Genomic DNA, 12,745 nt, shown 5'->3' on the forward strand with positions numbered 1-12,745 from the left:
TTACTGCCAGCGGCGAAAGATCAGCGACGTGTTGACGCCGCCAAAGGCAAAGTTGTTGTTCATTACGTAGTCGTTGTGCATCTGGCGGAACTCGCCGCGCAGGTAATCCAGTTCGCCGCAGCGCGGGTCGACTTGATCGAGGTTGAAGGTCGGCACGTATTGGTCACGGTTCATCATTTCGATGCTGAACCACGACTCCAGCGCGCCGCAGGCGCCCAGGGTATGGCCCAGGAAGCTCTTCTGCGAACTGATGGGCATGCGGCTGCCGAACAGGCTGCTGGTGGCCAGGGTTTCGGCAATGTCGCCTTGTTCGGTGGCGGTGCCGTGGCCGTTCACGTAGCCGATGGCATCCGGCGTCAGGCCGGCATCTTCCAGGGCCAGTTCCATGGCGCGACGCATGGTGACCTGCTCGGGACGGGTGGTGTGCTGGCCGTCAGCGTTGCTGCCAAAGCCGACGATCTCGGCATGGATATGCGCGCCACGGGCCAAGGCATGTTCCAGCTCCTCAAGCACCAGCATGCCGCCGCCTTCGCCGATCACCAGGCCATCGCGGCCGCTGTCGTAGGGGCGTGGGCTGGTTTGCGGGGCGTCGTTTTTCAGGCTGGTGGCGTAGAGCGCATCAAACACCATGGCTTCGGTGGGGCACAGCTCTTCGGCGCCACCGGCGAGCATCAATGGCAGGCGGCCGAACTTGATCGCCTCATAGGCATAGCCGATGCCCTGGCTACCGCTGGTGCAGGCGCTGGACGTGGGGATCAGGCGCCCGGTGAGGCCAAAGAAAATGCTGATATTGGCCGCCGTGGTGTGCGGCATCATGCGCACATAGGAGTTGGCGTTCAGGCCCTCGGCCACCGAGTTGAGCAGCATATTGCCAAAGGCCTTGATCTCATCGGTGCTGCCGGTGGACGAGCCGCAGGCCACGCCCATGCGCCCGTCCTTGATCGACGCATCGCCCAGCAGGCCGGCGTCCTGCAACGCCTGCTCCGCGGCCCACACGGCCAGGCGCGAGACCCGGCCCATGCTGCGCAGTTGCTTGCGGGTCCAGTGGGCCGGCACCACAAAATCATCAATCGGCCCGGCCAAACGGGTGTTCAGTTCGCTGAAGCGATCCCACTCATCCATGCGCCGGATACCGCTGCGCGGGGCACGGAAGTTGGCGACGATGGTTTCCCAGTCGCAGCCCAAGGAGGTCATGCCGGCCATGCCGGTGACTACCACACGTTTCATCAGCACAGGCCCCCGTTCACAGCCAGGACCTGGCGGGTGATGTAGCCGGCTTCGGCGGACATCAGGAAATTCACCGCACTGGCGACCTCTTCTGGCGTACCCATGCGTTGCGCGGGGATCATCTTCATCAGTTCTTCCACCGGCACGTTCTCATCAAGCATTGCCGTGTCGATCAGGCCGGGAGCCACGCAGTTGACGGTGATCTTGCGCTTGCCCAACTCGATTGCCAGGGCCTTGGCCGCGCCGATCAAGCCGGCCTTGGACGCGCTGTAGTTGACCTGGCCACGATTGCCGATCAGCCCCGAGACCGAAGTGATGCACACAATGCGCCCGGCCGCGCGGCGTCGGATCATCGGCATCATCACCGGGTGCAGCACGTTGTAGAACCCGTCGAGATTGGTGCGCATCACCACGTCCCAGTCGTCTTCCGAAAGCGCCGGGAACGCGCCATCGCGGGTCAACCCGGCGTTGAGCACCACACCGTAATAGGCGCCGTGGGCTTCAACGTCGGCTTCGAGGATCTGCTTGCAGGTGGCACGGTCTGCCACATCGAATTGCAGCACCCGCGCCTTGCGGCCCAGGGCCTGGATTTCGACCTGTACGGCATCCGCCTCGGCGCGACCACTGCGGCAATGCAGCACGATGTCATGGCCGGCCTGGGCCAGGCGCAGGGCGATAGCGCGGCCGATACCCCGGCTGGAGCCGGTGACCAGTACGGATTCAGTCATGACGCGTGTCCTTCGATTCAGCTAAATAGTTGGCCGCCTGGGGCGGTCGAAATACGTTCAGGCGCGCGCTGGCCTGGATCCCGTCGCCGGTCAGGTGGCATTCGAACACACCCATGCCGTTGTCGTCTTCCAGGGAGCGCAGGCCGTGGATGGTCAGCTCGGTGCCGGCGGGAAAGTGCTCGACGTTGCATTCAAACTTACGGGTGCCCAACAGGAACCCCAGTTCGACGGCTTCACCGTTCTGCCGCGCCCGGCAGCCGGCATAGGCGGCGACGCTTTGCGCCATCAACTCGACGCCGACCCAGGCCGGCAGGCTGCCGTCGGGGCGGTTGAACAGGCCGCCAGGCTTGACGGTGAGGCGGGTGCGGATCTGCTCTTCATCGAACGCCAGCACCTGGTCGATCAGGATCATGTCCCCGGCGTGGGGCAGCAGTTCGGCGAGCGGCCAATCGATCATGGGGCGTCTCCGATAATCAGGCTGACGTTATTGCCGCCGAAGGCAAACGAGTTGCTCATCAGGCAGCGTTTTTCCAGGGTGTCACCGACCTTGGCCCAGCGCAGGGCGGGCAGCGCCGGGTCGGCCTGGCCGTCCCAGATATGCGGCGCCAGCGCGCCCTCGATCAGGCTCAGCCAGCAGAACGCTGCTTCCAGCGCCCCGGCGGCGCCCAGGGTATGGCCGGTCATCGGCTTGGTCGAGGAACAGGCTACGCCAGCGGGAAACAGCGTCGCCACGGCCAGGCTTTCCATGGCGTCGTTGTGCTGGGTCGCGGTGCCGTGCAGGTTCAGGTAGCCGATCTGCTCCGGTGCCAACTTCGCACTGGTCAGGGCCTTGCTCATCGCCTGCAAAGCGCCCTTGCCCGTGGGTTCCGGCGCGGAAATATGGTGTGCATCGCAGCTCGCGCCGCTGCCCAGCAGGGCAATGGTGGCTGGGGTCTTGCTCATCAGGAACAGCACCGCCGCCTCGCCGATGTTGATGCCATTGCGGTTCACCGAAAACGGGTTGCTACGCTCGCAAGACACGGCCTCCAGGGAGGTAAAGCCATTGAGGGTCAGCTTGCACAGGCTATCGACCCCGCCACACAGCACCGCATCGCACAGGCCCAGGTCCAGCAGGCGGCGCGCGCTCATCATCGCGCGAGCGCTGGAGGTGCAGGCAGTGGAAATCACATAGGCCGGGCCGCTCAGTTGCAGCCAGTCGGCGAGGAAGTTGGCCGGGGCGCCGAGTTCTTGTTGCCGGTAGTCGTAATCTTCGGGGAACTGCCCTTGCTGCAGGTAATGGGCAATGCCGCGACTGGCTTCATCGATGCCCGAGGTGCTGGTGCCCAGTACGATGCCGATGCGCGAGGCGCCAAAGGTCTGGATCGCCTGCCGGATCGGGCCTTCGATCTGCAAGGCGGCTTCCAACAGCAACTGGTTATTGCGGCTGTTCTGCTGGGCCAGGTGCGGCGGCAGCGCCGCCAGTTCGCCGGGCACGCTGCCCACCGGCAGCACCCGATCGGGCACCCAGCCGCTCTCGGCGCGCATGCCCGAGCAATCCCCGGCAAACAGGTTGCGCCGCACTTGCTGCTGGCCACGGCCCAGGGCGCAGATGATCCCGAGGGCATTGAGGTAGGCGGTCATGGGCTGCTCTCAAGCGCGGTGACGCGATAATCCAGGTGCTGGGCAGGCATGCTCACGGTGAAGGTCAAGGGCGCGCGGTAAATCACTTGCCAATGCGGCTTGAGCGCCCGCACACCGTCGTCCTCACGGGCTTGGGGGTAGCTACCTGGCAGCTCGGCGGCGGGCGTCAAAGCAAACAGCAAGGCGGCAAACAATTCACGGGCCTGGGGGTTGGGCGGCAATAAACCATCCGCTTGCCAACTGCCGGCCACCAGTTTTTGCCGGGCGAGGGGGATGCCCAGTGGGTCCATCAGCGACCAGCGCAGCGCTTCGCCCTCGCGCTGGATCACCAGCAGCCAGTCCTGGCGCTGGCCGTCCTGCTCGCGCTCGATATGCAATTGCACGGGCAAGGCCAGGTTTGGCGTATGCACCGGCAGCGGCGGCTGGCTGGCACACGCGGCCAGCAGCAACAGGCAGCCGATCAACAACGCACGGATCATGCTGGCGTGCCTGTGAGTGGCTTGCGTGCGACCACATTCACCAGGGTTTCTTCACGCTCGCCAAACGGCTTGGGCTGGCGCAGGCCCCAGCGCTCCAGCAGGCCGAAGTCTGCCGAGCGGCTCCACCACAGGTACGGGTACGAGACATTCTGCGGGCCGAACTCGAAACCCTGGTCGCGGATCATCTCCAGGTACTCGGCGGCGCTTTTCTGCACATGCATCGGGTGGCGGAACAGCCAGCGAATCACCCAGGTATCGATATAGGCTTCGGTGGACTCGGCAAACAGCAGGTAGCCGCCGGGCTTGAGCACCCGGTAAAACTCGGTCAGTGCCCGCTGCTGCTCCACCAGGTGGTGGAAGGTCTGGTGGCAGAACAGGATGTCGACACTTTCATCGGCCACGTTGAGGGTGGCGCAATCGCTGCCGATCAGCTCGATCTCAATGCCCTGGCGCGCGGCTTCGGCACCGCTCAAGTCGAGGCTGTGCGGGTCGGCGTCTAGGCCGATCAGGCGCTCGGGGGCGAACACCTGCTGCAGGTAACGGAACGACTTGCCCTGGCCGCAACCGGCATCCAGCAGCACTGGTGCTTCTGGCAACGGGTCGCTGAACAGGCTGCGCAGGTCGTTGATCGCCACGCGCAAGACGTGATGCTGCCAGGTGTGGCTGCGCAGGAACCAGAAGCCGAATTTGGTCTCTTCGACGTAGTTTTTGCTCAAGTACTCTTTTGACACAGAAGGGCTGCTCATAGGTTTTCCCCCGCACAGATTTCCGAAAGCATCCGCAAACGGCGCTTGGGTTCGCTGACAAAGGGGTTGCGCTCGTCCCAGGCATAACCGGCGAGGATCGAGCTGATCATGCGGCGGATTTCCGGGGAGCTGCCAGGGTGGTAGATCACATCCTGGAACGTGCCGGCGTACCAGCCTTCGACGTAGCAACGGAAGGTATCGACCCCGCGCTTGAGCGGTTCGGCAAACTCGGTCTGCCAGTCCACGCTCTCGCCTTTGAGCTGGCGATGCAGGACGCCTGCGGCCATGCTGGCCGAGCGCATGGCGATGGTCACGCCCGAGGAGAACACCGGGTCGAGGAACTCCGCCGCGTTGCCCAGCAGCGCAAAGCCGGGGCCGTGCAAGGTGGTGACGTTGGCCGAGTAGCCGCCGATGGTCCGCGCCGGGGTATCCCACACTGCGTTCGCCAGAACGTTGGACAGGCTCGGGGTTTGTTCGATAAAGCCGCGCAGGCAGGCATCGAGATCCCCATCACAACCGTCGAAATGCTCCTTGGCCGCGACCACGCCCACCGAGCAGCGCCCGTTGCTGAACGGGATGGTCCAGAACCAGATATCACGCTGGGTGGGGTGGGTGGTGATGAGGATCTTGGTGCGGTCGAAGCCTGGGTGTTCGATACGGTCTTCGACATGGGTGAACACCGCCTGGCGCAACGGAAAGTTCGAGGGTGCTTCCAGGTTCAGCAGGCGGGGCAGCACGCGGCCGTAACCGCTGGCGTCGAGCACGAAGCCGGCCTTGATGTGGTATTCGCGGCCATTCTCGCGGCGCACATGCAGGTAGCGGTGGCCAGCGGCGAAGTCCACGCCGACCAGGGTCTGGCCGTAACGGATCTCTACGCCCTGCAACGCCGCCTGATCGGCCAGCAACTTGTCGAAATCGGCCCGCTGGACCTGGAAGGTAGTGGGCTTGCCTTCACTGAACGTGTCACCGAAATCAAACGCACTGTAGCGCTCGCCCCAGGCAAATGCGGCACCGGTTTTCAGCTGGAAGCCGGCGGCGTTGACCGCCTCGAGCATGCCGGCTTCTTCGATAAAGTCGATGCAGTGGGACAGCAGGCTCTCGCCGATGGAAAAACGCGGGAAGTGCTCGCGCTCGATAATCAACACATCATGCCCGTTACGCTTGAGCAACGCGGCCGCAATGGCACCGGACGGGCCGGCACCGATCACCACGACCTGGCGACGTTCCATTTCAACTGTGGGCACTGTGGCTCCTTGCCGGGTTGGCGATCATCACATTCAACTGAAAAAAATTAGTGGGCATCATGGCGCATGTTCCTGGCGGCCGGCCCAGGGTGCCAGCATAAAGCTGAAGGCCAGGCCCAGGCTGACCGACAGGCCGAAGTTACTCACCGCCGGGGTGCTGGAGACTGCCAGCAAACCAAAGGACAGCCAGGTGGTGACGGCGGCCAGCAATGTCCCCAGCAGACTGACCGCGGCACCGCCGATCTGTTCGCGCATGAGGATCGCATAATCGACGCTGATCGCTGTGACCAGCAGCAGGCCAAACAGGCTGAACAGGGTCAACGGTTGCCCCAGCCAACCGAGGCTGGCCAGGCTGCACAGGGCGGCCAGCAGCGGCAGGGCGACAATCCGCAGTGCGCCACCCAGGCCAAAGGGCAGGACCAGCAGCAAGACGATCAGTACACAGGACAATAATTTCAATTCGGCGGCGCTGACCTGAGTCGCGGCAAATACCTGGTTCAAGTCGCCGAGGCGGTCTACCAGCTCCACCCCCGGTAAGTCCTGGGCCTGGATCCGCAGCAGCGCCGGGTTGTTCAGACCTTGCAGGCTGACCATCGCTGCCACGCCGCCATCGACATTGCCCAGCCACAACAGGCGCCAGGGCTCGGCCAATGGTCCGTTCAGGGCGGCGTCGATATCTGCGGTGGGCAGCGCCTGCAGTTGCGCCAGTTCGGCTTGCAGGGCGCCGGCGGGGATGCCGAGGTCCAGCAGCGGTTGCCACAGCGCCGGCAACTGCGAGAGGGCCTCGCGCACTTGCTGCTGTTGGCTGGGGGTGCTGACCAGTTGATTGAGCGCCAGGTAACCCTGCAGCTTGTCCATGTGCACCAGTTGATCCAGGCGTTGGCTCAGGGCAGCCTGGCGTTCCAGCAACTGCTGTTGATTGTCCGCCCGCACCAGGAAGAACTGGCTGGTGGGCTGGTAGCCGGTAATCCGCGCAATGGCCTGGGCTTCTTGCAGTAACTGCGGCGGCGCGCCGATCCACTGGCGAATATCGTTCTTGCTGTTCAACTGCCACAGGCCACCGGCGCAGAACAGCAGGGCCAGCACCAGCAGCGCCTGGCTTGGCAGGCGCTTGAGCAGCGACTCGCGCACCCCCAGCAGGAACTCCGCGACCCGCAGTGGCCATTGCGCCGGGCGCAGGTCGATGCCGTTGAGCAGCGCCGGCAACAGGCACACTGCCGACAGATAGGCGCCCACCAGGCCGGCGGCGGAGAATACGGCGATCTGGGTCAGCGCCGGGAATGGCGTCCAGGCCAGGGCCAGATAGCCGATGCAACTGGTGGCCAGGCTCAGGCTCAGGCCCGGCAGGGTCAGGCGCAAGGCCTGCCAACTGCGCCAGGGTTGCAGGCTCCAGCTCTTGGACAGGTAATGCAGTGGGTAGTCGACCGCCACGCCGATCAGGCTTGCGCCCAGTACCAGGGTCATTACATGCATATGGCCAAACAGCGCCACGCAGGCGACTGCGCCAAACAGCATGCCCACCAGCACCGGGACAAAGGCCAGCAACACGCGCCAACGGCGGAACGCCAACAGCAACAGCAACAGAATACCCACGGTCGCGCCGCCGCCGACCCAGGTCATCTCGCGGCTGGCCTGCTGTTGACCGTTGGCCGCGTACAGCAGGCCGCTGGCGGCAAGCAGTTGCACGCCTTGCTCGCTGGCCTGGTCGCGGCTTGCTTGCAGGAGGTCGGCGACTTGCAGCGGCAGTTTCATATCAAAGGCATTGCCCTGAGTACGTGCGCGCAGCAGCACCCAGCTTTGCCCGTCGGCATCGGCGATCAACGCGCCGCTGCCAATATCCAGCTGCACCGCGCCGTGTTGCGGCTGGCTGCTCTGGATGCGCCCGGTCAGGCCCAGCCAATCGTCCTGGCTCGACACCAGGCTGAAGCCGGTAAAGGGGTCGAACAGTGTCTGCACCCGCTGCTGGATAAAGGCTTCGGGCTCGGCGATCAACTGTTCGCGGTCCTTGGCCGAGAGCATCGCCAGGCGCCCTTGCAGCAGTTGCTGGCGCAGGGCTGGCAGGTCGGCCTGCAGGGTCCAGGTGACCTTCTCAAACAGGCCACTGGCTTGCCAGCGCTCACCCAGTTGTTGGGCCATGGCCAGCGCTTGCTGGCGCTCGGCATGCCCGACCAGCACCAGCATCTCGCGGTTCAGCGGCTCTTGCATGCGTTGCTCGGCCGCCAGTTCCAGGGCGTTCGGGGTGTTGCCCGGCACCAGCTCCATCAGGTTCGCCGACAACGGCGCGCCATGGCGCCATTGCCAGCCGGCCAGGGCCAGCACGGCCACCAGCAGGATCAGGAACAGACGCGGCAACCAACGCTCACTGGGCAAAGTCGTGTTGCTCCGCGTCGCTCAAGGGTTGTGTGCTGGTGCTGTCCTGCATGCGCAACAGGGTACTGTCGCCCTGGGTTTCCAGCAGTTCGATGGTGTGCACCAACTCGCCGCCATCGATATTGATCTGGGTGAACACTTGCTTGAGCAGCAGCGAGCGTGGGATCAGCGTGAGTTTCCAGGCCTTGGCCTCACCTTGCAGTTGCAACTCGAAGTCGCGCTGCAGGCCACTGCTGTCGCCTTGCAGCACGGCAAGGAACAAACGGTTCTGCTCAGCGCCGGCGCTTTTGTTCGGCAGGGGCTGCCAGCCGTTGGCATCGCGGCGGGCTATGCCTTGGGCGTTGATGCGATAGTCCTGTTGCAACGGGGTTTTGAGCAGCCAGAGCAGGCCGTGATCCCGGGCCAATACGAAGGTGCCTTTGCTGGTCAACGGCTGGGGCAGGGCACGCAGGTGTTTCTCCTGAATGAAACTGCCATGGATCACCGAGGGCTTGGCCAACTGATCGCTCAGTTGTTGCAAGTCGAAGGCATAAGCCCCAAAACTCAAAAACAACCCAACCCCTGTAGGAGCGAGCTTGCTCGCGAAAAACCCGAGGGCGCCGCGCAGTGTCAGGCTCCCCGCGTTATCGTTGACGACCATCGCGGGCAAGCCCGCTCCCACAGGGGTCAGCATTTCAGGGCCCTTTCGACGGCGGTGGTGAATACGCTGGGCGAGGCCAACTGCATTTCGCGGCTGGCGATTTCGACGGCCACTTGCACGGTGCTGGCGCGGGTCAGGCGTTCGCCGCTGGCAAGGTCGGTGATCAGGTAGTTGACCTTCAAGCGGTTCTCCCACTCCACCAGGCTGGCGCGCACGTTGATGGTCTGGCCAAAGGTGGCGCCACGCACGTAGCGCAGTTGCATGTCGATCACCGGCCACGCATAGCCGGATTCGAGCATCGCCGTGTAGTTGTGGCCGAGCTTGTCCAGCAGCGCGCAACGGGCGATTTCCAGGTATTTCACGTAATGGCCGTGCCAGACCACGTTCATCGTGTCGATGTCGAAGAACGGCACGAGGATCTGCGTGTCGCTGTGCAATACGCCGGGGCTACGCATGCAGCCTCCAGTGTTGCGCAGCGATACGTTGCAGGCACAGGCGCAGTTCGCCTTCCAGGGCGCGGTCTTCAATCACCGGCGGGAAGTCCTTGGCCAGCTCGATGTGCATGGCCGCCAGGGCCGGCGGCAATGGCCGTGCATCTTCGACCTGGGCGCGCAGCCACACGCCCTGGTTGGCGGCGAGCAAGGTGGCGGCGGCCACCTGTTCGGTCAGCTCCAGCACGCGGATCGCATCGCGGGCGGCGATGGTGCCCATGCTCACCTTGTCCTGGTTGTGGCACTCGGTGGAGCGCGAGAACACGCTGGCCGGCATGGTGTTTTTCAACGCTTCGGCGGTCCAGGCGCTGGTGCCGATCTGCACAGCCTTGAAGCCGTGGTTGATCATCGCGCGATCCGCCGGGGCGCCCGACAGGTTGCTCGGCAAACCATGGTTGTAACGCTCGTCCACCAGCAGTGCCAGTTGCCGGTCGAGCAGGTCGGCGACGTTGGCCACCAGGTTTTTCAGGCTGTCCATGGCAAAGGCGATATGCCCGCCGTAGAAATGCCCACCGTGCAGCACGCGCTCGGCTTCGGCGTCGATGATCGGGTTATCGTTGGCGCTGTTGAGTTCGATCTCGATAAACGAACGCAGCCAGTTCAGGCTGTCGGCCAGCACGCCGAGGACGTGGGGCGCGCAGCGCAGCGAGTAGCGGTCCTGCAAACGGTGCAGCGGCGCGGTCGGGGCGTCGATGGCCAGGTCCTTGCGCAGCCAGGCCGCAACCTGCATCTGCCCGGGGTGCGGCTTGGCGGCGAACAGGCGCTCGTCAAAGTGCTCCGGGTTGCCTTGCAGCGCCACCACGTTCAACGCGGTGATGCGCGTGGCCAGTTGCAGCAGGTAGTCGGCGCGGGCAAAGGCCAGGCAGGCGAGGCCGGTCATCACTGCGGTGCCGTTCATCAGTGCCAGAGCTTCCTTGGGCCGCAGCACCAACGGTGTCCAGCCCAGCTCGCGGTGGACGTCGGCGGCCTGGCGGCGCTCGCCGTGGAACAGCACTTCGCGCTCGCCGGACAAGGTTGCGGCCACGTAGGACAGCGGCGTCAGGTCGCCGCTGGCGCCCACCGAGCCCTCTTCGGGGATCAGCGGCAAGATGTCGTGTTCAAGGAACGCCTGCAGGCGCTCCAGCAGTTCAACCCGTACCCCGGACACGCCATGGCACAGCGACTGCAAGCGCGCCGCGAGCACCGCACGGGTGGCCTGGGCGTCGAGCAACTTGCCCAGGCCGCAGCCGTGGAAGGTGTACAGGTGACGCGGCAAAGCCTCGACATGCTGCAACGGTACCGCCACCACACACGAGTCGCCGTAGCCGGTGGTCACGCCGTAGATCACGCCTTCCTTGTCCAGCAGCGAATCGAGGAACTGCGCGCCCTTGGCGATGCGCTGGCGGTAACCGGCATCGTCTTGCAGGCGGGTAGGCGCCTGACGGTTGGCCAGGGCCAGCACGTCTTCGATGCGCAAAGGGAGTTCGCCGAAGGTTACCGGCTCAAGCAGATGCGTCGTCATCGGTCTTCCAGAAAGGGTAAAAGTTGAACCATTGTTGGGGCGCTTGCAGGCAGAACTGGCCCAGGCGCTCGGCATAGCGGGCGGTCCAGTGGGCGATTACGTGCTGGCGGTCGCTGCGTTTCCATTCGATCAATTGGGCGAAGGGCTCGATGATCAATCGATAGCGCCCCTGGTGCTTGAGGCACATCAGCAGGTTGACCGGGCATTTGAGCAGACCGGCCAGCAGCCATGGGCCCTGGGGGAATGCCGCGTCATGGCCGAGAAAATCCACGCGCACCGTGCGTCCGCCATGCAGCGGGATGCGGTCGCCGGCAATCGCCAGCCATTCACCGTCGTCCAGGCGCTGGCTGAGCAGCAGCATCACCGCCGGGTCCAGTTCGCTGACCTGGATCAGCCGCAGGTTACTCGCCCCGGCTTCGCCCAGCAGGCGGTTGAACTGTTCGGCATGCTTGGTATGCACCAGCACGTTCATGGTGACTTTCTCGCCCAGTTCCGCCAGGGCGCGGCACACTTCCAGGTTGCCCAGATGGGCGCCCACCAGCATCTGCCCGCGCTCGCCGCGCAGTTGCCCGCGCAGTTGGGCGGGGTCGATGATTTCAATCTGTTCCAGGCGCAGCTTGCCGTTCCACACATCGAGCTTGTCCAGCAAGGCGTCGGCGAAGGCCATGAACTGGCCGAAGACCTTGGTGTGGCTGGGGCGCAGGTCGTCGCGCCCGCTCCAGTCGGCCAGGCGCTGCTGGTATTGCCAGATGCTCCGGCGCGCGGTGCGGCCAAACAGGAAAAAGTACAGCACGATGCCATACAGCAACGGGCTCAGCAGCCGGCGCCCGAGGACTTTGGCGGCGAACGCGGTGAGCTTCATCAGCCAGAAACTGCCGCGCTCCTGGCGGTCGGCCCAATGCCGGGGGCTGTCGCTCATGCCTGCCACCGTCGCCACAGAATCAACGGCGCACGCATCAACATGCCGAAGAACAGCCGGGTGTGCATCGACGAAATCAGCAGGTTGTCGTGGAACAGCCGAAAGTGCGAGAGGCCATCGGCCGGGTAATGCACCTTGGTCGGCAGCCAGCGCATCGGCTGGTTGCGCCACGACAGGCGCACGAGGATGTCGGAGTCGAAATCCATGCGCTTGCCGATCCGCGCCGAGTCCATCAGCGCCAGCACCGGAGGCAGGGGGTAGATGCGAAAGCCGCACATTGAATCGCGGATTTGCAGGGACAGGCTGTTGATCCATACCCAGAAGTGGGTCAGGTAACGGGCGTAGAGACGGCCCTTGGGCACGCTGTCGTCGTATTCGGGATAGCCGCAGATCACCGCATCAGGGTGAGTGCGTGAGGCGTCGAGAAACAGCGCGACTTCGCGCAGGTCGTGCTGGCCGTCGGCGTCTACTTGCAGGGCATGGGTAAAGCCCAGGCGCGCGGCTTCGCGAAAGCCGGCCATCACGGCTGCGCCCTTGCCTTGATTGACGGGCAGGGTCAGCAGCGACACGTTATCCAGGCTTGCCAGTTGCGCCAGCACCGCCGCGCAGGCCGGGCTGCTGCCATCGTCCACCAGCAGGCAGGGCAGGCCGTGGTCCAGCAGGCTACGGACCACGGCGGGCACGGCGGCTTCGTGGTTGTAGACCGGGATCAGGGCGCAGGGGTTATGCATGACAGGCCTGCTTGCGGTGTAGGGAGGTGGATGGGGCTATGGCTGTGGT

General features: G+C 64.5%; 13 protein-coding genes. All 13 read right to left on the reverse strand.

All coding sequences use genetic code 11. The features are described from left to right. From C5F71_RS15030 to C5F71_RS15090, 13 genes are read right to left on the reverse strand one after another with little or no spacing between them, the layout of a single operon-like run. The gene (locus C5F71_RS15030) at positions 1-1,227 is read right to left on the reverse strand and encodes a beta-ketoacyl-ACP synthase (protein WP_104911421.1); all 1,227 of its coding nucleotides are present in this window, start codon (positions 1,225-1,227) and stop codon (positions 1-3) included. Continuing rightward, entirely contained in the window at positions 1,227-1,955 is a 729-nt protein-coding gene (gene fabG / locus C5F71_RS15035) for a 3-oxoacyl-ACP reductase FabG (protein ID WP_029296098.1), read from the reverse strand. The genes C5F71_RS15030 and fabG overlap by 1 nt, the downstream gene beginning before the upstream one ends. Next, entirely contained in the window at positions 1,948-2,412 is a 465-nt protein-coding gene (locus C5F71_RS15040) for a hotdog family protein (RefSeq protein ID WP_104911422.1), read from the reverse strand. Before C5F71_RS15040 ends, fabG begins: the two co-directional genes overlap by 8 nt. Then, a complete protein-coding gene (locus C5F71_RS15045) occupies positions 2,409-3,575 on the reverse strand; it encodes a beta-ketoacyl-[acyl-carrier-protein] synthase family protein (protein ID WP_104911423.1) in 1,167 nt (388 codons plus the stop codon). The genes C5F71_RS15040 and C5F71_RS15045 overlap by 4 nt, the downstream gene beginning before the upstream one ends. Next, positions 3,572-4,054 carry a DUF3261 domain-containing protein gene (locus C5F71_RS15050; protein ID WP_104911424.1) on the reverse strand — a complete coding sequence of 161 codons (483 nt, stop codon included), beginning with the start codon at positions 4,052-4,054 and terminating at the stop codon, positions 3,572-3,574. The genes C5F71_RS15045 and C5F71_RS15050 overlap by 4 nt, the downstream gene beginning before the upstream one ends. Further along, entirely contained in the window at positions 4,051-4,785 is a 735-nt protein-coding gene (locus C5F71_RS15055; RefSeq protein ID WP_104912629.1) for a class I SAM-dependent methyltransferase, read from the reverse strand. Before C5F71_RS15055 ends, C5F71_RS15050 begins: the two co-directional genes overlap by 4 nt. A gap of 11 nt (positions 4,786-4,796) precedes the next feature. Next, entirely contained in the window at positions 4,797-6,044 is a 1,248-nt protein-coding gene (locus C5F71_RS15060) for an NAD(P)/FAD-dependent oxidoreductase (protein ID WP_224791170.1), read from the reverse strand. A 57-nt stretch (positions 6,045-6,101) separates the two neighbouring features. Beyond that, entirely contained in the window at positions 6,102-8,414 is a 2,313-nt protein-coding gene (locus tag C5F71_RS15065) for an MMPL family transporter (protein WP_104911425.1), read from the reverse strand. Then, positions 8,404-9,087: an outer membrane lipoprotein carrier protein LolA gene (locus C5F71_RS15070; RefSeq protein WP_104911426.1), complete on the reverse strand. Its 684-nt coding sequence runs from the start codon at positions 9,085-9,087 to the stop codon at positions 8,404-8,406. Before C5F71_RS15070 ends, C5F71_RS15065 begins: the two co-directional genes overlap by 11 nt. Further along, positions 9,081-9,509: a thioesterase family protein gene (locus C5F71_RS15075; protein ID WP_029296114.1), complete on the reverse strand. Its 429-nt coding sequence runs from the start codon at positions 9,507-9,509 to the stop codon at positions 9,081-9,083. Before C5F71_RS15075 ends, C5F71_RS15070 begins: the two co-directional genes overlap by 7 nt. After that, the gene (gene hutH / locus C5F71_RS15080; RefSeq protein WP_104911427.1) at positions 9,502-11,046 is read right to left on the reverse strand and encodes a histidine ammonia-lyase; all 1,545 of its coding nucleotides are present in this window, start codon (positions 11,044-11,046) and stop codon (positions 9,502-9,504) included. Before hutH ends, C5F71_RS15075 begins: the two co-directional genes overlap by 8 nt. Further along, a complete protein-coding gene (locus C5F71_RS15085; protein ID WP_104911428.1) occupies positions 11,027-11,965 on the reverse strand; it encodes a glycosyl transferase in 939 nt (312 codons plus the stop codon). The genes hutH and C5F71_RS15085 overlap by 20 nt, the downstream gene beginning before the upstream one ends. Further along, entirely contained in the window at positions 11,962-12,696 is a 735-nt protein-coding gene (locus C5F71_RS15090; RefSeq protein WP_029296120.1) for a glycosyltransferase family 2 protein, read from the reverse strand. The genes C5F71_RS15085 and C5F71_RS15090 overlap by 4 nt, the downstream gene beginning before the upstream one ends. Between the last annotated feature and the right edge of the window lie 49 nt (positions 12,697-12,745).

The sequence above is a fragment of the Pseudomonas sp. LG1D9 genome (genome assembly GCF_002949995.1).
GTDB lineage: Bacteria > Pseudomonadota > Gammaproteobacteria > Pseudomonadales > Pseudomonadaceae > Aquipseudomonas > Aquipseudomonas proteolytica.

What these genes read in the sequence shown, in the direction of transcription:
- hutH (WP_104911427.1), bottom strand. Translation starts at nt 11,046, where the DNA reads ATGACGACGCATCTGCTTGAGCCGGTAACCTTCGGCGAACTCCCTTTG.
- C5F71_RS15030 (WP_104911421.1), bottom strand. Translation starts at nt 1,227, where the DNA reads ATGAAACGTGTGGTAGTCACCGGCATGGCCGGCATGACCTCCTTGGGC.
- C5F71_RS15075 (WP_029296114.1), bottom strand. Translation starts at nt 9,509, where the DNA reads ATGCGTAGCCCCGGCGTATTGCACAGCGACACGCAGATCCTCGTGCCG.
- C5F71_RS15050 (WP_104911424.1), bottom strand. Translation starts at nt 4,054, where the DNA reads ATGATCCGTGCGTTGTTGATCGGCTGCCTGTTGCTGCTGGCCGCGTGT.
- C5F71_RS15085 (WP_104911428.1), bottom strand. Translation starts at nt 11,965, where the DNA reads ATGAGCGACAGCCCCCGGCATTGGGCCGACCGCCAGGAGCGCGGCAGT.
- C5F71_RS15090 (WP_029296120.1), bottom strand. Translation starts at nt 12,696, where the DNA reads ATGCATAACCCCTGCGCCCTGATCCCGGTCTACAACCACGAAGCCGCC.
- fabG (WP_029296098.1), bottom strand. Translation starts at nt 1,955, where the DNA reads ATGACTGAATCCGTACTGGTCACCGGCTCCAGCCGGGGTATCGGCCGC.
- C5F71_RS15040 (WP_104911422.1), bottom strand. Translation starts at nt 2,412, where the DNA reads ATGATCGATTGGCCGCTCGCCGAACTGCTGCCCCACGCCGGGGACATG.
- C5F71_RS15045 (WP_104911423.1), bottom strand. Translation starts at nt 3,575, where the DNA reads ATGACCGCCTACCTCAATGCCCTCGGGATCATCTGCGCCCTGGGCCGT.
- C5F71_RS15070 (WP_104911426.1), bottom strand. Translation starts at nt 9,087, where the DNA reads ATGCTGACCCCTGTGGGAGCGGGCTTGCCCGCGATGGTCGTCAACGAT.